Annotated in this window: 17 protein-coding genes; 12 read left to right on the forward strand and 5 right to left on the reverse strand. The window is 57.7% G+C overall.

The features are described from left to right. Positions 1-18: 18 nt before the first annotated feature. Positions 19-999: an aspartate carbamoyltransferase catalytic subunit gene (locus J0X19_RS09550; RefSeq protein ID WP_206984105.1), complete on the reverse strand. Its 981-nt coding sequence runs from the start codon at positions 997-999 to the stop codon at positions 19-21. 1,033 nt (positions 1,000-2,032) lie between these two features. On the opposite strand from J0X19_RS09550, the gene J0X19_RS09555 reads away from it, so the two are divergent. Both J0X19_RS09555 and J0X19_RS09560 read left to right on the forward strand, forming a co-directional pair. Further along, positions 2,033-2,359, forward strand: a complete 327-nt coding sequence (locus J0X19_RS09555; RefSeq protein WP_206984106.1) for a hypothetical protein — start codon at positions 2,033-2,035, stop codon at positions 2,357-2,359. A 99-nt stretch (positions 2,360-2,458) separates the two neighbouring features. Next, entirely contained in the window at positions 2,459-3,337 is an 879-nt protein-coding gene (locus J0X19_RS09560; protein ID WP_206984107.1) for an SDR family oxidoreductase, read from the forward strand. Between the two features lie 208 nt (positions 3,338-3,545). Here J0X19_RS09560 and J0X19_RS09565 read toward each other — a convergent pair whose 3' ends face one another. Then, complete coding sequence (locus J0X19_RS09565; protein WP_206984108.1) at positions 3,546-3,788, reverse strand: hypothetical protein; 243 nt, start codon at positions 3,786-3,788, stop codon at positions 3,546-3,548. On the opposite strand from J0X19_RS09565, the gene J0X19_RS09570 reads away from it, so the two are divergent. Next, complete coding sequence (locus J0X19_RS09570) at positions 3,787-4,893, forward strand: LruC domain-containing protein (RefSeq protein WP_206984109.1); 1,107 nt, start codon at positions 3,787-3,789, stop codon at positions 4,891-4,893. The genes J0X19_RS09565 and J0X19_RS09570 overlap by 2 nt on opposite strands. 750 nt (positions 4,894-5,643) lie before the next feature. After that, positions 5,644-6,903, forward strand: a complete 1,260-nt coding sequence (locus J0X19_RS09575; RefSeq protein ID WP_206984110.1) for an LruC domain-containing protein — start codon at positions 5,644-5,646, stop codon at positions 6,901-6,903. A gap of 113 nt (positions 6,904-7,016) precedes the next feature. Here the strand turns inward: J0X19_RS09575 and J0X19_RS09580 are convergent, their stop codons facing one another. Further along, on the reverse strand, positions 7,017-7,553 hold the full coding sequence (locus J0X19_RS09580; RefSeq protein ID WP_206984111.1) for a YfiT family bacillithiol transferase: 537 nt from the start codon (positions 7,551-7,553) through the stop codon (positions 7,017-7,019). 255 nt (positions 7,554-7,808) lie between these two features. On the opposite strand from J0X19_RS09580, the gene J0X19_RS09585 reads away from it, so the two are divergent. From J0X19_RS09585 to J0X19_RS09605, 5 genes are all read left to right on the forward strand, one after another. After that, positions 7,809-10,040 carry a nidogen-like domain-containing protein gene (locus tag J0X19_RS09585; protein WP_206984112.1) on the forward strand — a complete coding sequence of 744 codons (2,232 nt, stop codon included), beginning with the start codon at positions 7,809-7,811 and terminating at the stop codon, positions 10,038-10,040. 113 nt (positions 10,041-10,153) lie between these two features. Next, positions 10,154-12,055 (forward strand): serine hydrolase domain-containing protein, encoded by a 1,902-nt coding sequence (locus tag J0X19_RS09590; protein WP_206984113.1) that lies wholly within the window; start codon positions 10,154-10,156, stop codon positions 12,053-12,055. Between the two features lie 144 nt (positions 12,056-12,199). Continuing rightward, a complete protein-coding gene (locus J0X19_RS09595) occupies positions 12,200-13,612 on the forward strand; it encodes a TolB-like translocation protein (protein ID WP_242582337.1) in 1,413 nt (470 codons plus the stop codon). A 339-nt stretch (positions 13,613-13,951) separates the two neighbouring features. Continuing rightward, positions 13,952-15,175, forward strand: a complete 1,224-nt coding sequence (locus J0X19_RS09600) for a multidrug effflux MFS transporter (protein ID WP_206984114.1) — start codon at positions 13,952-13,954, stop codon at positions 15,173-15,175. A 158-nt stretch (positions 15,176-15,333) separates the two neighbouring features. Further along, positions 15,334-16,215, forward strand: a complete 882-nt coding sequence (locus J0X19_RS09605; protein ID WP_206984115.1) for a 3-keto-disaccharide hydrolase — start codon at positions 15,334-15,336, stop codon at positions 16,213-16,215. A 201-nt stretch (positions 16,216-16,416) separates the two neighbouring features. On the opposite strand, the gene J0X19_RS09610 is transcribed toward J0X19_RS09605, so the two are convergent. Then, on the reverse strand, positions 16,417-17,739 hold the full coding sequence (locus J0X19_RS09610; RefSeq protein ID WP_206984116.1) for a leucine-rich repeat-containing protein kinase family protein: 1,323 nt from the start codon (positions 17,737-17,739) through the stop codon (positions 16,417-16,419). Positions 17,740-17,852: 113 nt separating this feature from the next. Between J0X19_RS09610 and J0X19_RS09615 the strand changes: the two genes are divergently transcribed. Both J0X19_RS09615 and J0X19_RS09620 read left to right on the forward strand, forming a co-directional pair. After that, positions 17,853-18,419, forward strand: coding sequence for a hypothetical protein (locus J0X19_RS09615; RefSeq protein ID WP_206984117.1), 567 nt, complete (start codon positions 17,853-17,855; stop codon positions 18,417-18,419). Positions 18,420-18,494: 75 nt separating this feature from the next. Further along, a complete protein-coding gene (locus tag J0X19_RS09620) occupies positions 18,495-20,729 on the forward strand; it encodes a M3 family metallopeptidase (RefSeq protein WP_242582340.1) in 2,235 nt (744 codons plus the stop codon). Positions 20,730-20,945: 216 nt separating this feature from the next. Here the strand turns inward: J0X19_RS09620 and J0X19_RS09625 are convergent, their stop codons facing one another. Next, positions 20,946-21,638: an HAD family hydrolase gene (locus J0X19_RS09625; protein ID WP_206984118.1), complete on the reverse strand. Its 693-nt coding sequence runs from the start codon at positions 21,636-21,638 to the stop codon at positions 20,946-20,948. Between the two features lie 102 nt (positions 21,639-21,740). Here J0X19_RS09625 and J0X19_RS09630 point away from each other — a divergent pair. Then, positions 21,741-22,367: chloramphenicol acetyltransferase (locus J0X19_RS09630; protein ID WP_206984119.1), on the forward strand; the 627-nt coding region annotated here is incomplete at its 3' end.

The raw sequence follows: 22,367 nt of genomic DNA on the forward strand, positions 1-22,367 counted from the left end.
AGCCGCCGCGTCCGGCAATTAGGGCATAATCACCGGCGAGCTGGTTTTCTGCCGCGCAGCATACGCTTCCTGCTTCGGAAACTCCCCGCCCGGCGTGAGCCAGTCGAGCACGGCCATGCGGATGGAAATACCGTTTTCGACTTGGTTGGTAATCAGGCTGCGCTCGTAGTCCATCACGGCGTCGCACAGCTCCACTCCTCGGTTCACGGGGCCGGGGTGCATGATGTAGAGGCCCCGGTCGCGGATTTCGGCCAGCCGGGCAGTGGTGATACCGTACACCCGGTGATATTCGCGGACGCTGGGGAAAAACTGCACGTCCTGGCGTTCCATCTGCACGCGGAGCAAATACACCACGTCGGGCGCCCAAGCCATGGCCGCCTCGTAATCGGTGAAGCGGGGTATGCTTTCCGGGACGTATTTGGGCACCAGCGAGCCAGGGCCGAGGTACGCCACCTCGATGCCCAGCTTTTGCAGCAGCGTGCTGGTAGAGCGCGCGACGCGGGAGTGCAGAATGTCGCCGATGATGAGGACCCTTTTGCCCCGGGGGTCGGGAAATTTCTCCCGGATGGTGAAGGCGTCCAGCAAGGCCTGGGTCGGGTGCTCGTGCGCTCCGTCGCCGGCATTGATAACCGAAGCCGTGGTTTGGCGGGCAATCATGCCGGGCAGGCCGGGGTGGCTATGGCGCACCACGATGTAGTCGGTGCGCATGGCCTGTAGCGTCTCGATGGTCTCGCGCACCGACTCACCCTTGGTGATGGAAGAGTGAGCGACGTCGAAATTCGTTACCTCGGCCGAGAGGCGTTTGGCCGCTACCTCGAAGGAAGAGTGCGTGCGGGTGCTAGCCTCGTAGAACAGCATGAGCACGGACTTGCCCTCGAGAGCAGGAATTTTTTTCACCGAGTGGGTGAACAGTTTTTTAAACGACGTGGATTGGTCGAGCAGGAACTCGATTTCCTCACGGTGAAGGGATGCAATGTCGAGCAGGTCTTTACGTGCCATACCAGAGTTGAGGAGAATGAGGTTGTCTAGCTAAAACGGACAGTATGAAGCCTTATCTGCCACTCGCCACGACGGGGAAACTGGCTATCGGTGTGGGCCGAGGCGATGGTGGCAGCCGCCACGGTTGGCGGCGGGAAGGTTGGGGTCCGTGAGAGGTAGTAATTGGCTGTGGGGCAGCAGCCAACGAACTCAACGGACATAAAAAAACCGTTTCAGAATCCGAAACGGTGGCGGGGCAACACTCAGAAAAAACAATAGAAACACCAAAGGCGAAATCGGAAAAACCGATGGTGGCGAAGACCTTCCGGCTCACTCGCGGTTCCTTACCGAGTAGGGTCCCGCGCTTCATCAACATGTTTTTTGGTTGAAGCATGCTGCAAAATTACGGCATTGTTAAGCCTGGCAATCTATCGGCAAGATTAATTTTTTTCCGCACTGCTTTTCTTGAATTTCATTTTCAACCTAACGAGCTAAACCACGCACGTTTCGTTGTTCTTTTCTCCATCAAAAAAAATTATGGCTTGCGCCCTCAATTGCTTTGCAAGCACAATCCATCTTAACTTTAGCTCTTTATTCCGCAGTTTCAGCCGGCAAGCCACTATTTTCCGTTGTTGAACGGCCTGTAAAGCCCCCCATCTGTTTGTAGTATTGGCAGTGAGCCAGCCTTCACCGGCCGCTGCCTGTGCGGGCTGGCGGCGGGGACTTTCAGGGAAGTTGATTTCCCCAGTACGTACGGGGTTTAGAGCGTGAAGCCAGCCTTTGGCAGGCACGTCGGCTACAACGGATACCAACCGATGCCGCTTCGCTCGGCACCATGGCTTGGGCTTGGCATAGCAGAGCAGTGGTTGCCGCTCACGCAACGCGGCTTCGTGCCGGTGGCTCGCTACGGAGCGTAACCAACTCCAGGCTCGTATTCGCCGCCTTGGCTCAGCGCGCAGGCGCAGTACGTCATCTGGCCACTACACTAGCCAAGCCCCAAGAATTATTGGCTGCTTAACCCACGACACGGAGTAGCCGCGCAGCGGTGCTGGGTGTGGGAAAACAACTAAGCAGATGGGCAAAGCCGCACCAAGGCGACAAAAATGCCGGGAAATCTGTCGCCACAATGCGGCTTTACCGTGCGGGCAATGGATTCTTTACTACGAACCTGTTTAAGAAGTTGCTGGACCGTCATGCTGAGCTTGCCGAAGCATCTCTACCGCTTCGTTGCAACGGTTCAGACAAAGCGGTAGAGATGCTTCGGCAAGCTCAGCATGACCCCACTTTATGTTTTTCAGACTTCCTAAACAGCTTCTACTACAAACCTGCCGCCGTTGCGCAACTTGAACTGCTTATACTCTTCGGGCTCCTTTTGCGGTGAGACAAGAAAACAGCCCAACAACTTTCCGTTCTTTTCTGACCTTCCGGCCGGTTTTCCGTATCCAAGCTAGCAACTATTCTTTTTTCACTACCACCAGCTATGAACACCGAACAAAACGAACCACGCCCAACCAATAGCGAAATCAACCCGAAACCAACCGCTTATCCTACCAGCGAGGAAAGCATGGACAAGCAGCCCGACTGGGATATGTCGAGCTACCAGCCGGCGGGCAAACTGAAAGGCAAAGTGGCCCTCATCACCGGCGGCGACTCCGGCATTGGGCGGGCCGTGGCGCTGGCTTTTGCCATGGAAGGCGCCGATGTGGCCGTTATCTACCAAACCAACGCCGAAGACGCGGCCGTAGTCGGCCGGGCCGTAGAGGCGCAGGGCCGCAAGTTCTTGGCCATTCAGTGCGACGTGCGCTCGTCGGATGCCTGCCGGGCGGCCGTGGTGCGCACCAACGAGGAGTTGGGGGGCTTCAATATTCTGGTTAATAATGCGGCTTACCAGATGGGCTACGAGCATTTCGAGAGCATTCCTGAAGAAAACATCCACCGCACCTTTGATACCAACATCAAAGGCTACCTGTTTATGGCGCAGGCGGCCATTCCATTTCTCAAGGAAGGCGACTCCATCATCAATACGGGCAGCATTGTGGGGCTGGTGGGCAACCCGCACCAGATTGACTACGCCTGCACCAAGGGCGCCATTCACACGTTCACGAAGAGTTTAGCTGCCTACCTGGGCGAAAAGAAAATCCGGGTGAATGCCGTGCTACCTGGTCCTATCTGGACGCCCCTTATTCCGGGCACCATGCTCAAGGAAGACCTCAAGAAGTTCGGCGACTCCACCATGCTGGGCCGGCCCGGCCAACCCGAGGAACTGGCACCAGCCTATGTGTACTTTGCCTCACAGGATGGCAGCTACTCTACGGGTAGCTTGCTGGAAGTAACTGGCGGCATGCCGAAAGGCAGCTAACTCTATTGTATAAAGCGAAACTACTTGCTAGCCCTTCCTTCCCTTGTGGCAGGAAGGGCTTTTTGCGTCTTTGAACCAAATAATACAGTAACAAGCAGACTCTAGACGGCTGCAATCATCTTGTATATATATGATAAACTAAATTTTATTTAAACTAGTTTTATTTGATTTTTAGTGAAATTAATTTACATTTATTATGTAAATGTTGCTAAAAAAGCACCGTTACATTCGCACTTTCTTTTTCCAAAAAACCCACAAAATCTTCACCTATGAACGCGCACTGGTTACCCCCAAAGTTTAAAACACTGCTTTCTGCTTTGTGCATTTCCTTGGCTTTCCAAAGCTGTAATAAGGAAGCGGAATCGGTACTTCCAAGCCAAGCCAACTCAGCTGATGCTACCACAGCGCCAGCCACCTGCACATCGGTTTGCCTGGTAGCCGGGCGCACCATGTACGCCGGCACCGTGGACGTGGCACTGGATGCCAACTTCCTTTACGTGACGTATAACATCACGGCGCCAAACGTTTATCTGCTGGAAACCCACCTTGATGTTTTCGACAACATTACCGCATTTCGGAATGCCAAGAAGCTAAGCGGTGGCGGGGCTATTCCGGGCAAGTTTGCCTACAAAGCGTCGTTTAGCGCGGGCGCCCGGAAAACTTCCTACACGGCTACCATTCCGCGTTCCGTGGTTGATGGCCTGCCCAGAGACTGTTTCTTTATTGCTTCGCACGCAGCTCTTTCCAACGGCGAAACTGCCTGGGGTGGCCTTTGCAGCGAATCAGGCAATGGGGTTTCGCTGAACAATGCCGCCCAATTTCCGGGCGCCAACTGGAGTACGTACTTCGAGTTCTGTAAGAGTGGCTGCAACGGCCCGGTTGATTTCACCTACGCTTGGGAGGACTTGCGCAACACTGGCAACGACGCTGACTACAACGACTTGGTTATCAAGTCGGACGTAACCAAAACCAGCAACATGATGCAAATCAAGTTCACGGCCGCAGCCCGGGGTGCCGGCTACGACCATGCGTTCAAATTCAACATTCCTAAAACCGGTATTCCGCAGGGTAGCGCAGGCATTTTCGGGGCCAGCAGCGTACAGGACATGGGTACTTATTTCACCGTTACGGTGTTTCCAAGCACAAAAACGGCCCTGCCTAGCGCGGGCTCTTCGGGCTTTGCCAATACGGTACCGTCCGAGCCTTGCGTTGCGCCCAACGAGCACACCGTAACCATTGCCATTGACGGTTCTTTCCCCTACAACGCGGCCCGGCCCTACGAACCGTTTATTTCGGTATATACTTCCGGCATGGCCAGCGGCACTCCGGCCTACGACCTGAATGTGTACGGTGTATCCACTCCGGCCGACACCTGGACCGACACCGATGGTGATGTGTATCCAAACGGCATCCTGATTCCGTCGGACTGGAAGTGGCCTCTGGAAAACGTGCGGATTACAGCCGCTTATCCTAATTTCCGTAGCATTACCGATGGTTTCAACCCCAACTGGGCTAATACGGCTCCTACTACTGGTACATTCAGTAGCTGTAATTAACGCGGCATTTACTTAGCCAACCAACTGTTTGCAGCCCCCCGAAACTAGGTTTCGGGGGGCTGTTTGTTTGTAGCTGCTCTGTAGCCTCGGATGCTTACTAAACCTGCTTACCATAGGTACGTCAACTGGTCAGCCTGCAAGCCATTGGGGGCTCAATCCTGCCCTGTAAGCAACAAGTAGCCATTGCTGGGCTCTTCCCCAGCCCACCTACTAATTGGGAAAGCAAATAATGCCCTAGGCCCACCCAACCAGTTGGCAAATGCCAGTCCTTACCTACCAATCCGCCATACATTAAGGACTCTTGTCACTTGCTCAAATCCTCAAAACCAGCTTGGCTGTACGCATCTAAATATAAGTTACTTTGAATTGAATTATATCATTTTAAGCTCATCTTTAGCAACGCCTTTTTTTATTAAACTATAGATAACTCATTGATCTTTTACGTGATGCAAAAAACTAACATTCTGTTTCTTCTATAATAAAAATAGGTCAATTCCAATAAAATGTTTAATTGCATTAGAATATAACAAGTTAAAATTTAATTATAAATTAATTATATGATTATCAGTACATTATGGCTATATAAATAAAATAATTTCAATTAAATTTTTTGGTATGTACCAACATATTTACATTTGCTATACGAATGGTACTACAAAACGGCTACCATTTTCATGCATCAGCTTCTTACCAACACACCAACCCCCAACAAAACTTAATTTTGCCATGAAGAACTGGCTACTCCGCTCAATGAAAGCTGTTGTTGCAGCCTCATTTCTCTCCCTCACTTTTCAAAGTTGCACAAAAGAGGTAGACGACGTAAACCCCAAGCTCAGCGCTAGTACGTCTTCCACTGACTCTTACACCACACTACCAGCAACCTGCAAATCAGTTTGCCTAGTGAACAGCCAGCGCCAGTACATCGGCTCGGTAGATGCTGCTCTCGATAACAACTACCTCTACGTAACCTACAAAATCACCAAGCCCAACGTTTACTTGCTCGAAACCAACCTGGACGTGTTCCGGGATTGCGCGCAATTGGTTAGAAGCTGGAAGATTGGTCTTTTCGGCATCATGCCCGACCGTTTTGCTTACCAGGCCTGCTTCCGTGCCACTGACCGCCGCACCACCTACACTGCCCGCATCCCCCGCTCGGCCGTGGATTGCCTGAACATCGACTTGGTTTCTATTGCCGCTAATGCGGAGCTCACCAACTGCGGCGTAGCTTGGGGCACGGAGTGCGACGGTACCAGCAACTGCGTTTCCATCAACAGCGCCACCCGTTTCCCTGGCCTGTACGGTGGCAGCTTCTTCCAACTCAACAAAACCGAGTGTGCTGATCCTATCGACTTCACTTACGCTTGGGAAGACTTGCGCAATGAGGGCAACGACGCCGACTACAACGACCTGGTTATCAAGTCGGCGGTAACCAAGCGGACCGCCACCATGGACATCACCTTCACTGCTTCGGCTCGCGGTGCTGGCTACGACCACGCTTTCAAGTTCAACCTGCCTAAGACGGGGGTAACCAGCATTACGGGTGCCGCCAACGTGCAAGACAACGGTACTTTCTACACGGTTACGGTGTTCCCGAGCACCAAAACTGCTCTGCCAAGCAGCGGTACTTCCGGCTTCGCCAATACGGTGGCTTCGGAGCTATGCGTGACGCCAGCTACCCGTACCGTAACGGTTAACATCAACAATTCCTTCCGCTACAACGCTGCCCGTCCCTACGAGCCCTTCATTTCGGTGTACACTTCCGGCACGGCCAGCGGCACTCCTAACTACGACCTCGGCATCTACGACCTCGCCACCAACACCGGCGATACCTGGACCGACGCCGCAGGCAAAGTATTCCCTAATGGCATCCTGATTCCAGCCGACTGGAAGTGGCCTCTGGAAAACGTGCAGATTTCGGCGGTGTACCCCACTTTCACCAGCCTGCCAAACTTCACGCCGACTTGGGCTAACACGGCTCCTGCCGCTGGCACGTTCAGCACCTGCAACTAACTTAGCATCCGGGTAGCCTTACCCCCGATGACTACCAGCAACCCTCCGAAACGATGTTTCGGAGGGTTGTTTTTATTATGGGTCTTACTGCTTGTATCCGTTGAACTTGCCAGCTATTCCGTCCGGCTTAGCAGTTCGATGTGCGCCAAATGGTGGCGGCCGTGCCAGCTATATTGTACCAGGGCTTGGTCGAGGGTGTAATCTTGCTGGTAGAGCGGGTGGTGAAACGTGCGCTGCCATTGTTCGTCGGTTAGGTGCCAGAGCAGCGTCACCCAGCGCGTGTGTAGGGCCTCCAACAGCGCCAACGACACCGTGACGGGCGTGGCGGCTACATCGGGCAACGCGGCCCAGGCGTTCATATCGAACGGCCGGATGGTGGGGTGGTCTTCGGTGAGAGCCAGGCGAAAGCGCATATAAAAGTTCAGGTGTACATCGGCTACGTGGTGCAGCACCTGGCGGCCGGTCCAGCCGCCGGGGCGGTAGGCGTTTTCCAGGCGCACTCCGCCGGCCTGGCGCGCCGCGGCTGTGAGTTGGGCGGGCAGCGCGGCCAGCTGTTCGATATATACCGTTCGCTCGGCAGCAGTTAGGGGGTTTTCGGGTAGCGTGGGGCGCCCAATGGGGTATTGCAGGTCAAGTGGGTTGGTTTCCATGGTTGCTGAACAGAGCAACAGCAAGTGAAGTTGGCGGCACCACAGGCACTGTTACTGGAATGCCGGCTGGGTTCGGGCAGGCTAAGCTAGAGGCCTTAGCAGTGCTTTTGCACCGCCATCTTGAAAAGACAATTCCCTTCAAATTCAGTACTGGCACTGTACTACGGACTTGCCTTAAGCTATAGGTTCACTATCTGAATTGCCTCTCCTGCCAGGAGACCAATAATGCCCCTTTCCAACCTAACCCCAATTCCTATGCGACACCTTATTACTCGTTTGCTACTACGCAGTACCGTATTACTGCTGCTACTATTTGCCGCCCTACCAGGCATTGGGCAGGTAGTCACTGACCCCTCCAATACGCAGGGCTACGACCAAGCCAAGCTGTTGCGAGCTGCCGCGGCTAGCAACAACCGCCCCGTGGCTGAGCCAAAAAAAGCAAAGAGCAGCGCCATCAATCCGCGAACAAACAGCTCCCAAGCGGCCGTAGAGTCTGATTGCTTTATTCCGCGCGACAATTCTTACACGGCTATTCCTCGCAACGATGATGGCTCTTTCGGGCCCATTGCCCTGCCGTTTACGTTCAACTTGTATGGCAGCTCCTACACCCAGGTCTGGATCAATACCAATGGTAACCTGACGTTTACTGGTGCTTACGCTGCGTACAACGCGTCGGGTTTTCCGTTTGATCTGCCGATGGTTGCCCCTTTCTGGGGGGATGTGGACACGCGCAATACGGCCAGTGGGGTCATCTACTACAAGCTGAGTGCCACCAACCTGATTGTGACTTGGGAGAATGTTGGGTACTTCAGCTCCCAGGCCGATAAAACCAACACGTTTCAAACCATCATTGGCTCTTCCACCGATGCATTGCTTGGGCCGGGCCAGAACGTGAGCTTCCGCTACGGCGATATGCAATGGACCACCGGCTCTGCCTCGGGCGGTATTAATGGCTTTGGGGGCACGCCGGCTACGGTGGGCGTTAACCAGGGCAACGGCGTAGATTTCGTGCAGGTTGGCCGCTTCAACCTTGACAATGCAGCTTACGACGGACCGGGTGGGGCCAATGATGGCATCAACTACCTTGATGGACAGTGCTATGGCTTCAACGTAACCAATGTGGGCAACATCCCGCCCTCCGTTAGTAATCTGCCCCTCAACAATACGGTGACGGTAGCTCAGGGGCAAACCGTTACGGTTAACCCACAGTTTCTGGCGCCCGAAGTGAATCAGACGGTAACCGTAGCGGTAAATACCGGGGGCTTGTGCAACACCACCGCAACAACAACCAATGGAGCTACAGCCAGCGCTACTATCTCCATTACAGGAGCGGCCTGCAACGTAGGCACTCATTCTATTGTGCTGACGGCCACCGACAACGGCACCCCCGTTGGAACAACTACCGCCACCCTAACCGTTATTGTGACGCCGGCGGCTACCTGTAACCTGCAATTGACAACTTCCGTGACCAACGCTGGCTGCGGCGCCTTGGGGGCCATCAATCTGACAGTAGCAAACGGCACGGCCCCGTACACCTACGCCTGGACCGGCCCGAACGGCTTCACGGCCAGCACCGAGGATATCAGCGGGCTAGCCGCCGGTACTTACTCTGTAACCGTAACTGATGCAGCGCAGTGTTCGGCTACCACCACGGCCACCGTCACTAGCACCGGCACCGATACCACCCCGCCTTCCATCCTAGCGGCAGGCTTCATCACGGCCATTGAAAGCGACGGCACGCGCACGATACATGCGGCCGACGTAGACTGGGGCAGCACGGATGCGTGCAGCGGCATTGCCTCGATGACCATCAGCCCTAGCACCTTCACCTGCGCCAACGTAGGCCCCAACCAAGTCACGCTGACCGTAACCGACAACGCCGGCAACTCAGCCAGTGAAACCGTAACCGTGATTATTGTTGATAACTCGGCACCGGTGGTGATGGCCGCCGGCTTCCAGACCACCCTAGTCAACGGCACGCGTACCATTCAGGCCATCGACATTGACTACGGCAGCTACGACAACTGCGGCTCTATTGCCTCGATGACCATTGACCGCAACACCTTCACTTGCGCCAACGTGGGCCCCAACCAAGTAACGCTCACGGTGACCGACAACAACGGCAACGTCTCGACCCAGACCGTCACGGTACTTATCACGGCAGATGCCACCTGCACTCCGCCTGCCCGGCCAAGCAACAGCGGCAGCTCGGCAGTAGACGCGCAGGCCTCCCAATTGGAGGTCTATCCGAACCCAGCTACCGACCGCACGACGTTAACCTTCCAAGCGAAGCAGGCCGGTGCCGCACAGGTTCTGGTGTACAATTCGTTGGGGCGGCTGGTAGCCACGGTCTACGACGGACCAGTGCAGGCCAAGCAGCAGTATAGCTTCTCGCTGGAAAGCCAGAAGCTGCCGGCCGGGGTCTACTCCTGCCAGTTGCGCACGGCCGGCCATACCCAGCTCACACGCCTTATGGTTGTGAAGTAGAAGCCCTACCGAAAACAAGAAGCCTGCTGACTCACACACGAGCCAGCAGGCTTCTTGTTTTTAGGCACTATTGGCGTAGCATTATTACACAATCTATATTTCCATATTAAAGCATGCAGTCCTTACATATCCTCTTAATGGTTATTCTGAAAAAGCTACTCCTGCTCTTACCGCTATTGGTAGGCTTGGCTGTTCCTACAGTCCACGCCCAACGCCAACCCGTTACTACCGTGGCGCAGCTCACCGATTCCATTCAGCGCATCATGGCCAAGGAACACATGCCGGGCGTACTGCTCACGCTGGTCGCCCACGATTCGGTGCTGTTTGAAGGCGGGCTGGGGCTGGCTGATGTGGAAAACAAGCAACCCGTCACGGCGCACACGCTGTTTCGGGTGGGCTCGGTAACCAAGATGTTTGTGGCCGTGGGGCTGCTGCAACTCGTGGAACAAGGCAAGCTGCACCTCAACGACGAAGTGCGTAAGCTGGCCCCAGAAATTACCATCGACAATCCCTGGGAAGCTACCGACCCGGTGCGGGTGGTACACCTGCTGGAGCACACCGCCGGCTTCGACGACATGCACCTCAACCACGTGTATAACTCCACCCCCACCGACCCGCGCGGCACGGCGGCCGTGCAGGTATTCCGCCGGGAACTGCGCTGCCGCTGGCGGCCAGGGGAGCGGATGTCGTACTCCAACCCCGGCTATCTGCTGGCGGGCTACCTGCTGGAAAAGCTCAGCCGCCAACCCTACGAGCAATACCTAGCCCAGCACCTGTTGCGCCCCCTGGGTATGCCCGATGCCACCGCCGACCTGCGCCCCGCCACCAACCCCAAGCTGGCCCGCGGCTATGCCTACGACGCAGGCCACTACCGCCGCCTCACGCTGCTGCCTATCTATGCCGGGCCGGCTGGCTCCATGAGTGCCTCGGCCGCCGACCTCACCCGCTGGGTGCAGTTCTTCCTGCATGATTTCCGGGCGCCCGATGGCACACAGTTGCTTCAGCCAGCCTCCTTGCGCGAAATGGAAACCGTCCACAGTCCGCTCGAAGCCCGCGCCGGCTTGCTTTCCGGCTACGGCCTTGCCAACCAGACGATGAATTGGAAAGGCAAAGCTTCGTTTCGGGGGCATGGGGGCGGCATTGATGGGTTCCGCTCCACCGTGGCGTACAACCGGGAATTGGGCGTGGGTTACGCGCTGTCCAACAACGGCGACCAAGGCACCAGCAGCATCGACAAGGTGGTGCGGGAGTTTTTGCTGCGCCAAGCGCCTACCCCGGCACCTGCCCCGGTCGTTGCGCTGGATGTGGCCGCCGTAACCCCTTACCTCGGCCACTACGAAAACGCCGCGCCGCGCAACCAGCTTTTCGGCCTCGGCGACTACCTGCTCGGCGACCAGCACCTCACTCAAAACGGGCAGTTTCTGCTGTTGCAGCCGCTCGTTGGCTCCCCCGATACGCTGCTGCCTACCGGCCCACTTACGTTCCGGCGGCCCGGTCAGCGGCAGGCCACCGTTGTCCTCACCCAAGACCGTGACAACCACCGCACCCTCGTTACGGCCGACAGCTATTTGCTGGAAGCCAGCAGCGCATGGTGGTGGCTGCGGCCCGCCCTGTTTGGCCTCAGTTTGCTCCTGATTGTTACGGCCAGCGTAGCCGGGCTGATCTGGCTGATTTTTGCCTTACGCCGCCAAACGCCCCGCACCCAGGTGCTACCCCGGCTGCTGCCGCTGCTGGCTGCCGTTGTTTTGGTGGTTACCGTGGTGGCCTTCGTTGCTCTAGCCAGCCAGGTCTGGGACAGTGGCCACTTCAACTTCAAAACGGTGCTGCTGGGGGTGGGGCCGGTGCTTTTCGGGTTGCTTATCCTGGCCGGACTGGCCCTTACCGTGCGGCATTTTCGTCAGTTTCGTAGCCGCGTGGTGGCGTGGTACCTGCTGCTCACCTATGGCGCCCTGGGCTGGCTAGCCTTTGCGCTGGCCTCTTACGGTTGGATGAGTTTGCAACTGTGGGCTGTGTAAGAAATACTGTTTATCAGCCTTCTTGCCTTGCAGAGTACGAAGCGCAATATACCCCCTCGCAGGAGGGTGCAGGATGGGAACGGCGGGTTTACTGGCGTCTTTGGATACTCCATAAGCTACGCACGCCTCTTCCCAACCCCACCCATGAAAACATCCTGCTCGTTGCTGCTGGCGGCCCTGAGTGCTGCTTTACTGACCGCACCCGCGCAAGCCCAGATTGGCCGCCGGTTTCCCTCGGAGCGCAAAGTGGTGAAGGACCCCGTAACCGGCACGCCCCTTACCTTCCTAACCAGCACCCCTGCCGGCGACTCCAAGATTTATCAAACCCATACCCAATGGACTTCTGATGGGCAGTGGCTGATTTTCCGCTCGGGCCGGGTGCCCGGCGAGGCCATGGCGGTAAACGAGAAAACCGGCGAGATGGTGCAGGTGACGGAAGGTGGCTACACGGGCATGCTCAACATTGCGCGCAAGTCGATGAAGCTCTACTTCATGCGCAACGCCGACTCGGCCCCCAAAGACGCCAAACCCACCGACGCGCCCCGCAACGTGCAGATTGTGGAGGTGGACCTTGCGCGGCTTTTCGCCGATAGCAAAGCCGGTAAGCTGCAACCAGCCGCCGTGTACCAGCGAGTATGCGGCACACCTCCACCCGAGTTGGGGGCCGGCGGCGACATGGCCCTCGACGCCAACGAAGACGTGGTGTACTTCCGGGTGGGCAAAGCCGAAGCGGCCAAACATTTAGCCCCCGACACCAAGATTGCCGAATCGTTTGGGCCGCGCAAAATGGGCGCGGGTCCGGCCGGACTGGCCAGCATGAACATCAAAACTGGCGCCATCAAGCACGTTGTATCAGTGCCGTTCCAGATTGGGCACGTGCAAACCAACCCCTGGGTGCCCGGCGAAATCGTGTTCTGCTGGGAGACCGGCGGGAAGTCGCCGCAACGGACCTGGACGGTGCTGGCCGATGGCTCTGGGCTGCGCCCGCTCTACCCCGAGGCCGACTACGAATGGGTGACGCACGAGGCCGTTATTGCGCCCGATGAAGTGGCCATTGCCATTATGGGGCACCGCAAAGTCAACTTCACCAAGAGCGCCGGCAGCGGCCTGGTTACGGCCAGCACCGCCCCCGCCACCACCCCCGACCAGGTGAACCCCGGCCAGGAAGTGGGCTGGGGGGAGGCCGGTACCCGCGAAAAGCCCACCGGCCTGGGCATCGTGAACCTACGCACCCGCGAGATGACTATTGCCGGCCAGACGCCCAGCGGCAGCGGCCTCTGGCACGTACACGGCTCCGCCGATGGCCGCTGGGTGGTAGGCGACGACTTCTCGCGTAGCGTGTACCTGATTGACCGGCACACCCACGAAATGCTGCTGCTTTCCACCGGCCACAAAACCACCGCCGCCGACCACCCACACCCCACCTTCAGCCCCGACGGTACCCGCATCCAGATTCAGTCGGCCATGCTCTCCGCCGACAACCGCGCCATGAACATCTGCATTGTGCCCGTGCCGGAAGCCTGGCTGAAACGCAAATACCCCGAAAAAGCGAAGTAGCTCCGCCTTTATCCACTGGCCCCGCCCCGGCTGCCTAGCGTAGTTGGGGCGGCTTGCTTATATGCCGAGCCGGCTTGCTGGTAGCCTAAGAGACGGGGAGTTAGATATGGTCAGTTGAACAGGAACCTGTGGCTCGGCATTGCGTACCTTTGCGGGCTCGTACTGCGGCCGCTCCAACTGGGAGTTCAGCGCGCCCCCCTCACCTATCCCACCCTCCATTTCAGATACTCCCACTCTGCCTGCTTGTCGGGCAGCGGCTTGGCGGCACCTGTTATTGCTCTTTTTCAGTACCTTGCGGCGCTTGTGTTCCTGGCGGAAGTCGGGTTTTCAGTTGATTCCATGTCCAAGCAGAAGTATTTTTTCCTGATCCTGATTCTGGGTAGCCTCACGGCGCTCGGGCCGTTTTCCATTGATATGTATCTGCCGGGCTTTCCGGCCATTGCCAAAGACCTGAACACCACGGCGGCGAAAGTGGCGCTTTCCCTATCGAGCTTTTTTATTGGCATTTCGGCGGGGCAGCTGCTGTATGGGCCGCTGCTGGATCGGTTCGGCCGCAAAAAGCCGCTCTACGCGGGACTGGCGCTGTACATAGCCGCCTCCGCGGGCTGCGCCGCCATTCATACCATCGACGGGCTGATTGCGCTGCGCTTCGTGCAGGCCGTGGGCAGCTGCGCGGCGGGGGTGGCCTCGGTGGCCATGGTCCGCGACTTGTTTCCAGTGAAAGACAGCGCCAAGGTGTTTGCCTTGCTGATGCTGGTGGTGGGCCTTTCCCCAATGGTGGCCCCTACGGTAGGCAGCTACTTCACCGAAGCTTTCGGCTGGCCGAGCGTGTTTCTGACCTTGGGCGTGATGGGCGCCCTTATGCTGGTGGCCTGCGTGCTCTGGCTACCCGATACCTACACCCCCGACACGACTTTGTCGCTCAAGCCGCTCCCGATTCTTACCAATTTCTGGTCGGTGCTGCGCGAGCCGCAGTTCTATACCTACACGTTTGCGGGCGCAATGGCGTTCTGCGGCCTGTTCGCCTACGTCGCCGATTCGCCGCTGGTGTTCATGGATATCTTCAAGGTGAGCACCAAAAACTACGGCTGGATTTTCGCCTTTCTCTCGATTGGGCTTATCGGTTCCAGTCAGGTCAACAGCTACCTGCTGCGCCGCTTCCAGAGCGAGCAGCTGGTATTTTGGGCCCTGGTGTGCCAGGTACTCACGGCCTTGGTATTTCTGCTGCTCACTGTCAACGGCTGGATCGGGCTCGGCGGGACCATTGCGCTGCTGTTCGTGTTTCTGTGCTGCCTGGGGTTCAGCAGCCCCAATACCTCGGCCCTGTCGTTGGCGCCGTTTACGCGCAACGCGGGTAGCGCCTCGGCGCTGCTGGGCGCCATCCGGATGAGCATGGGCGCCCTGGCTTCCATGGGCGTGAGCGTGTTCAGCAACCACACCGCCGTCCCCATGGTGGCCATCATGACAGTTACTTCGGTGCTGGCCCTGCTGATTCTGGTGCTGGGCCGCCAGACCATTCGGGTGCAGGTGGCCGTTTCGGATATGCTGGAGCCGGTGCACTAGCCCGTAACCAACGAAGGGGGTAGCGCGAAGCCTTGGCTTCGCGTTTGGTTCTGCTAGTCTGTTCTCTTGTCCGACGCGAAGCCAAGGCTTTGCGCTACTCTTGGGTGGCGTGGCAGGTTGAAATCAGTAGCTTTGGTTTCCTACCTACCCTACTACGTATGAGAACCGCTACTATCCTGGCGCTGGCCACCACGCTGCTATTCACCTCTACCGCCTCCAAAGCGCCCGACGGCTGGGAGCCGCTGCTCGATAAGAAGCTGAGCAAGTGGCGCAACTACGAAAGCTACCGCCACCAAAACGGCTACAAAGGCCAGCAACCCACCGACGCCCAGGGCAAGCCGCTAGCCCCCATCGGCTACGACAAAAACGAAGCGAATGTATTCTCGGTGGTGATGCAGGAGGGTGAGCCGGTGCTGCGCATCAGCGGCGAGATATACGGCTGCGTGTTCACCAAGCAAGACTACAGCAATTACCGCCTCAAGCTGAAAGTGAAGTGGGGCTCCAAAAAGTGGATACCCCGCCTCAACGAGCCCCTCGACAGCGGCATCCTCTACAACAGCCAGGGCGAAGCCGGAGTGGACTATTGGCGCAGCTGGATGCTCAGCCAGGAATTCCAGGTGTCGGAATACGCCGCCGGCAACGCCATGGGTGACTTCTGGTGCATCGCCAATTCCTCGGCCGACATCCGGGCCACGAAAGCGCCGGGGCAAGCGGCTTTCAAGTACGACCCCAAGGCCGCCCCCGTGAAAATGGGCAACGGCGGCGCTAACTTCTGCCAGGCCGCCGCCAACTACGAAGTCCCCAACGGCCAATGGAACGAGCTGGAGCTGATTAACGTCAACGGCAAAAGCGTGCACATCGTGAACGGCCACGTGGTACTGGCCGTAGACAACTCGCGCTACGTGGCCAACGGGCAGCCCCAGCCCCTCACGCACGGCAAAATCCAGCTGCAAAGCGAAGCCGCTGAAGTATTCTACAAAAGCATCTTAATCAAGCCCCTCGACAGTATGCCAACCGAATACGCCCAGTATTTCCAGTAGAACCCAAAACCAGAACGATGTAGAGACGCGACACTTCGCGTCTCGGCGTTGCTGATGTTGTTTAACCCATCATGCTGAGCGCAGTCGAAGCATCTCGCGTGCTGATGCATGATTACTATTGCAACGTCAGCACGCGAGATGCTTCGGCAAGCTCAGCATGACGTTCTTCTTACTCGCTATTAACAAAACCCAAAGCGGGCGTTATTGCAAGCCGGCCAACACCTGTTGAATCTCAAAGAACAAGGGCCGCTTCACTACTTCTGGCTGTTCGCATTGCTGCTGCAAGTGGCGGAGGGCCTGCACCGTGGCGGAAGTGGCGGGTGCGGCGCAGTGCATCAGCAAATCGTCGAGCAGGCAGGCAAAGGCCCGCGCTTCCAGGCGTTGCAGGGCCAGGGCAGTTTTGGGCTCGTTGGGGTTGAAGAAGCAGGCCGCCCCGAAGTCGCCGAGCAGGCACTCGCCGGTGCTGGTGTAGAGGATGTTGTGGGCGTACAGGTCGCCGTGCATGATGCGGTGGGCGTGCAGGTGCTGCGCCACGCTGGCCATGCTGCGGGCAATGCGCAGCACCACATCCAGCGAGAAACTGGTGGTGGCGGCGTACACGTCGCGGGTGCAGGAGGCCAGGCTGGGCGGGCCGGCGAGGTTGCCGAATTCCGGCGCTATCAAGTCCAGCACCAAGCCTTCCACTCCGGTTGGATGCCCGCTAATGCGGCCTTCCACCCCAATCAGGTTGGGGTGCTGACCGGCGCTGAGGCAAGCAGCCATTTCGCTGGCGGGTAGTCCGTCGCTGGTGCGGGCGCCTTTGAACAGCTTCACGGCCACCGGCAGCGCGGGGGCGTTGGGTTGCTGCCACTGCGCCCGGTAAATCACGCCCGAGGCGCCTTCGCCCAGCTGCTGCTGCATGGTTAGCTGGTCCCAGGCAATGCGGCGGGCGGGCGTAGCCGCCACGGCCGCTGCTTCGGCGGGGTCACTGAACGGGTTGCCGGCATACGCCAGCCACGCCAGCCGCGGCATAGTCAGCAGCCACTGGGGTAGCTCCTGGAGCTGGTTGTCGGCAATGCGCAGCAGCTCCAGCTTGGTGCAGTTGGCCAGGGTTTCGGGCAGGTGGCGGAGCTGGTTGCCGGCCAGCATCAGCTTCTGCATCTCGGTGCAATTGCCCAGCTCGGCGGGCACTTCACTCAGCTGGTTGTCGGTGAGAATCAGCCAGCGGAGCTTCGGCGACAGTGCGGCGGCGGGCAGCGTGTGAATCTGGTTGGCCTTCAAACCGACCATGCTCAGCTGTTGGCACTCACCCAGCACCTCAGGCACGGCAGTAAACTGGTTGTCGGAGCAGAACAACACGCGCAGCTTGTGCAGCCGGGGCAAATCGGCGGGCAAGGCGGAAAGCGCGTTACCCGACAGATTGAGGACTTCCAGCGAATCGGCCAAGTCGAAGATTTCCGTAGGAAACTCGGTCAGGCCGCAGGATAAATCGAGGCGTTGGATGCCGGCCAGCTGCCCGGCGCGGAGTTGTTCAAGCGTGTGCATGCGGCAAAGGTAGGCGCAGCAACAACGGGAGTCGAAAATGGCAGACCTTATCTTCAGGAAGCCGCATCAATTATACATTCGCTTTTTCCTTCGCACCTCCTTATCTATAAAGCATGAACTATAATTTCTACGCCAGCCAAGACGACAAACTTGCTCTCCTTCAATACTTGTTTAATGAGACTGATCTACACTTATATGATTCATACTCAGCTTATGGAGAGGAAGTGTCCGAGTATTCTTGTCTTGAAGAAATTACCAGCAAGTTCGATTTAGATAGTGGCAGCCAATCTGCTGTCATGTTCCAACTTTGGTCTCCGTTGTTTTCAGGTGCTATTCACTGCGAAAGAATAAACCTTGATCCTGATTACTGCCAAGGGCATACTTTCCGCTACCGAACCAGCGGAAGAGGGTTGATCCAATTATATCTCGGCGGTAGAAACAGCCAAGGGTTACACTATTCACACCTTGGACACTACAGTGAAAAAGGAGCAGCAGCCTGGGAGTCTGTTAGCCCCAGCCTAGGCAGGACGAGTCTGTGGAACTGGCAAGTCATAAACTCTACCTCCCGTAAACTCAAATACCTGCTTCATAACAAGTGGGCCGTAGAGAAACGCGGGAGCATAGGTATCCTTCCGGGTGCTGCTGCACTTGAACAACAGGGGGTGTTGCTGAAACTATGAAGAATCAGCTATAACCCAAGCAAACCATCTTGGCTGTTATCTTCATGTTTGCATTTGTCTTATTTTCCTTTGTGCATGGCTTACTTCTCTCCTGCTGCTGGCCGAACGTTTCTGGCCTCCACTCTGCTCACGCTTAGCTTCACTGCCTACATGAATCCCACGTCCAGCCTGGCCCAGGCGGCCCCTGGCACCACTATACCAACTCCCGCCAATCCCCTCCTTGCCCCTTGGGCCGGCCCGTACGGCGGCTTTCCGGCTTTCGACAAGGTGCAGGTCAACCAGTTCAAGCCGGCTCTGGAAGCGGCTATGGCGGAGAACCTGAAGGAAATCCAAACCATTGCCAGTAACCCCCAGCCGGCCACGTTCGAGAATACTATTGCCGCCCTGGAGCGGGCCGGCAACACGCTGGAGCAGGTGCAAACGGTGTACGGCATCTGGTCGGGTTCTTTGAGCAGCCCCGAAATGCAGGCCATCCAGCGCGAAATGGCCCCGCGCATGGCCGCTTTCGGCGACCAGATAACGCAGAACACCGCCCTATTTAAGCGCATCGAAACGGTGTACAACTCGCCCGACAAGCAGAAGCTGACGCCCGAGCAGCAGCGCCTCACCTATGTGCGCTACAACGCCTTTGTGCGGGCTGGGGCCAAGCTCGATGCCACCGCCAAAAAGCGCCTCTCGGCCATCAACCAGCAGCTGGCGGGCCTGTTCACCAAGTTCAGCCAGAACGTGCTAGCCGACGAAACCGACTCGGTGCTGGTGCTGAAAACGCCTGCTGACCTTGGCGGCTTATCGGCGGGCCTGCGCGACGATGCGGCCAGCGCGGCTACCACCCGCAAGATTACGGCGCCCGGCGTCATCACCAACACCCGCTCGTCGGTGGAGCCGTTCCTGACCTACTCCGACCAGCGCAAGCTGCGCGAGAAGGCCTGGCGCATGTTCTACAACCGCGGCGACAACGGCGGCGCCCACGACAACAACGCCCTCATCACCGAGATTCTGCAACTGCGCGCCGAGCGGGCCAAGCTGCTGGGCTATAAAACCCACGCCCACCTGCGCCTCGACAACACCATGGCCAAAACGCCCGAAGCCGCCATGCAGCTCATGGAACAGGTGTGGGCGCCAGCCGTGGCCCGCGTGAAAGAGGAAGTGGCCGATATGCAGGCCCTGGCTAAAAAGGAAGGTGCCCCCGCCGACTTCAAAATCGAGCCCTGGGACTACCGCTACTACGCCGAGAAAGTGCGCAAAGCCCGCTACGACCTCGACCAGAACGAGGTACAGCAGTATTTGCAACTCGATAAGATGCGCGAAGGCATGTTCTGGGTGGCCGGCGAGCTGTTCAACTTCACCTTCGTGCCCGTTACTGATGTGCCTGTGTACCACCCCGATGTGAAGGTGTGGGAGGTGAAAGACAAAACCAGCGGCAAGCACGTGGGTTTGTGGTACTTCGACCCGTACGCGCGGCCCGGCAAACGCTCCGGCGCCTGGATGAACGCCTACCGCAACCAAGAACGCATGGGCGGCAAGGAAGTCACGACCATCGTATCCAACAACTCCAACTTCGTGAAAGGCAAGGACGGCGCGCCCACCCTCATTTCCTGGACCGACGCCACCACCCTGTTCCACGAGTTCGGCCACGCCCTGCACGGCCTATCCTCCAACGTGACGTACCCCACCCTCTCGGGTACCAGCGTGGTGCGCGACTACGTGGAGTTCCCGTCGCAGGTGCTGGAAAACTGGCTGCCCACGCCGCAGGTGTTGCAGCGCTTTGCCTTGCACTACCAAACCGGCAAGCCTATTCCGCAGGCCCTCGTCGACCGTATCGAGAAGGCCTCCACCTTCAACCAGGGCTTCGAAACCACCGAGTTTCTGGCCAGTGCCCTCATTGATATGAAGCTGCACCTGGCCGGCGACCAGAAGATTGATGCCGACCAGTTCGAGCGCGAAACCCTGGCCCAACTAGGAATGCCCCGTGAGATTGTGATGCGCCACCGCACGCCGCAGTTCAGCCACGTTTTCTCGTCCGATGGCTACTCGGCTGGCTACTACAGCTACCTGTGGTCGGTGGTGCTGGCCTCCGATGCGTACGGCGCCTTCACCGAAGCCGGCGGACCCTACGACAAAGCCGTGGGCCAGCGCCTAACCAAGTACATCTTCTCGGTCGGCAACACCGTGGACCCCGCCGACGCTTACCGCAGCTTCCGCGGCCGCGACCCAAAAATTGACGCGCTGATGCGCGAACGGGGCTTCCCAATGGCTGGGTCAAAGGCAGCCAAACCGCCAGTTAAGAAACCCGCCGGCAAGAAAAGCTAAGCGCTACATTTCAGGTATCGTGCTACCTAAAAAACAAAAGCAGCCTCGGATACCGAGGCTGCTTTTGTTTACAGCGTATTTGATGGAACGATGTAGAGACGCGACACTTCGCGTCTCGTCGTTGCTGAGGTTGTTTAGTTAGCCTGCTAAACCTAACGGCGCGGACTACGAGACGCGAAGTGTCGCGTCTCTACAGCGTTCTTGTGCAGCATACTCCTACAGGTACCGCAGCACCTCATCCAGCGAGGCTACTTGGTGGAAGGACACGCCGGCTAGCTCGTCTTCGGGTACTTGCTCGTAAATCCAGGTGGTGTAGAACGGGACGTGGATGGCTTGAGCGCCTAGCTTGGCTACGGGCAGAACATCAGATTTGAGCGAGTTACCAATCATCACGAAATCTGCGGGTTGCACTTGGTAGCGGGTCAGGATGCGCTGGTAGGTGGCCTCGTTCTTTTCGCTCACAATTTCCACGTATTCGAAATAGTCGCCGAGGCCGGAGCGGGCCAACTTGCTTTCCTGGTCGAACAGGTCGCCTTTGGTGAGCAGCATCAGGGGCACGCCGCGGTCCTTTAGCTCACTAAGCACTGCTTCTACGTGCGGCAGCGGCTCGATGGTGAAGCTGAGCAGGCGCTTGCCGCAGTCGAGGATTTGCTGAATTTCGGTGCCCGTTACGCGGCCCTCGGTTAGCTGAATCACAGTTTCAATCATGCAGAGCATGAACGACTTGGCGCCGTAGCCGAACAGGTGCATGTTTTGGCGGTGCGTCTGGTTGAACGCCGCCGACAGCGTTTCGGCATCTGCGTAGTGGGTCAGCACGGCGGACAGGTCGGCTTCGGCCTGGTCGAAGTGGGGCTGATTGGGCCAGAGCGTATCGTCGGCGTCGAAGGCAATAAGCTGGGGAGTCGGCATGGATATAGAGGCAAATACAAGGCCCGAGGCAGCGTCACCCGGTGGGCACAGCCGCTAGGCCGGGGCGAAAAAGAGCCGGCAAAGTTACCGAACTTGCGGGCCATGAAGCAGCAAATCGACCTTACGACCTGGCCCCGCCGGGAGCATTTCACGTTCTTTTCCGCCTTCGACGAGCCGTTTTTCGGCTTGGTGGCCGAGGTGGATTGCACCCAGGCCCAAGCCACGGCCAAACGGCTGGGCGTGTCGTTTTTCCTGTATTATCTGCACTGCGCGCTGCAAGCCGCCAATGAAGTAGAGGCGTTCCGCTACCGCATTGAGCAAGGCCAGGTGTACCTCTACGACCGAATTCACGCCTCGGCCACCATCGGCCGCCCCGACCGCACGTTCAGCTTCTCGTTCATCGAGCAGCAGGATAATTTGTTTGATTTCATAGCCGGTGCCAACGCGGAAATAGAAGCCATCCAACAAGCCACCGGCCTGCGCCTCACCGAGCAAACCGGCCGGCCCGATGTCATCCATTTCTCGGCCATTCCGTGGGTGCGCTTCACCGGCCTCACCCACGCCCGCAGCTTCCAGCACCCCGACAGTTCCCCCAAAATTTCCGTCGGCCAGACCTACCTCGATGGCGCGGTTCTACGCATGCCCGTATCCGTAAACCTGCACCACGGCCTCGGCGACGGGTACCACATGGGCTTGTTCCTGGAGGCTTTTCAGCAGCTGCTGGGGGTG

Origin of the sequence: Hymenobacter telluris, assembly GCF_017313265.1 — a bacterium.
Taxonomy (GTDB): domain Bacteria; phylum Bacteroidota; class Bacteroidia; order Cytophagales; family Hymenobacteraceae; genus Hymenobacter; species Hymenobacter telluris.

Excerpts from the sequence above, each read along its gene's own strand:
- J0X19_RS09550 (WP_206984105.1), bottom strand. The coding sequence starts at position 999 with ATGGCACGTAAAGACCTGCTCGACATTGCATCCCTTCACCGTGAGGAA.
- J0X19_RS09560 (WP_206984107.1), top strand. The coding sequence starts at position 2,459 with ATGAACACCGAACAAAACGAACCACGCCCAACCAATAGCGAAATCAAC.
- J0X19_RS09570 (WP_206984109.1), top strand. The coding sequence starts at position 3,787 with ATGTACGCCGGCACCGTGGACGTGGCACTGGATGCCAACTTCCTTTAC.
- J0X19_RS09565 (WP_206984108.1), bottom strand. The coding sequence starts at position 3,788 with ATGGTGCGCCCGGCTACCAGGCAAACCGATGTGCAGGTGGCTGGCGCT.
- J0X19_RS09575 (WP_206984110.1), top strand. The coding sequence starts at position 5,644 with ATGAAAGCTGTTGTTGCAGCCTCATTTCTCTCCCTCACTTTTCAAAGT.
- J0X19_RS09580 (WP_206984111.1), bottom strand. The coding sequence starts at position 7,553 with ATGGAAACCAACCCACTTGACCTGCAATACCCCATTGGGCGCCCCACG.
- J0X19_RS09585 (WP_206984112.1), top strand. The coding sequence starts at position 7,809 with ATGCGACACCTTATTACTCGTTTGCTACTACGCAGTACCGTATTACTG.
- J0X19_RS09590 (WP_206984113.1), top strand. The coding sequence starts at position 10,154 with ATGCAGTCCTTACATATCCTCTTAATGGTTATTCTGAAAAAGCTACTC.
- J0X19_RS09595 (WP_242582337.1), top strand. The coding sequence starts at position 12,200 with ATGAAAACATCCTGCTCGTTGCTGCTGGCGGCCCTGAGTGCTGCTTTA.
- J0X19_RS09600 (WP_206984114.1), top strand. The coding sequence starts at position 13,952 with ATGTCCAAGCAGAAGTATTTTTTCCTGATCCTGATTCTGGGTAGCCTC.
- J0X19_RS09605 (WP_206984115.1), top strand. The coding sequence starts at position 15,334 with ATGAGAACCGCTACTATCCTGGCGCTGGCCACCACGCTGCTATTCACC.
- J0X19_RS09610 (WP_206984116.1), bottom strand. The coding sequence starts at position 17,739 with ATGCACACGCTTGAACAACTCCGCGCCGGGCAGCTGGCCGGCATCCAA.
- J0X19_RS09615 (WP_206984117.1), top strand. The coding sequence starts at position 17,853 with ATGAACTATAATTTCTACGCCAGCCAAGACGACAAACTTGCTCTCCTT.
- J0X19_RS09620 (WP_242582340.1), top strand. The coding sequence starts at position 18,495 with ATGGCTTACTTCTCTCCTGCTGCTGGCCGAACGTTTCTGGCCTCCACT.
- J0X19_RS09625 (WP_206984118.1), bottom strand. The coding sequence starts at position 21,638 with ATGCCGACTCCCCAGCTTATTGCCTTCGACGCCGACGATACGCTCTGG.